Origin of the sequence: Wenyingzhuangia sp. 2_MG-2023, from assembly GCF_030548295.1 — a bacterium.
Taxonomy (GTDB): Bacteria; Bacteroidota; Bacteroidia; order Flavobacteriales; family Flavobacteriaceae; genus Wenyingzhuangia.
Genome location: NZ_JAUOSB010000251.1, coordinates 1 through 211, shown reverse-complemented (window position 1 = coordinate 211; position 211 = coordinate 1). Strand labels below are relative to the sequence as shown.

1 pseudogene is annotated in these 211 nt (G+C 33.6%); it reads left to right on the top strand.

Annotation, left to right across the window (positions count from 1 at the left end):
* Positions 1–211: pseudogene (locus Q4548_RS17160) on the top strand (arylsulfatase); the annotation flags it as partial.

Here is a 211-nt window from a genome sequence, read left to right as displayed (position 1 = left end):
GAAGCAACAATTTGTACTACAGATTTTATGGCAACTTGTGCAGACATTGTAGATTACAAATTAAAAGATTGTGAAGCGGAAGATAGTTATAGCATGTTGCCTCTATTACTAGAGCAAAAAGGATATGCAAGAGAGGCAACTATTCATCATACTAAAGAAGGTGTTTTTGTCATCAGAAAAGAAGAATGGAAATTAATTGTAGCTCCAAACT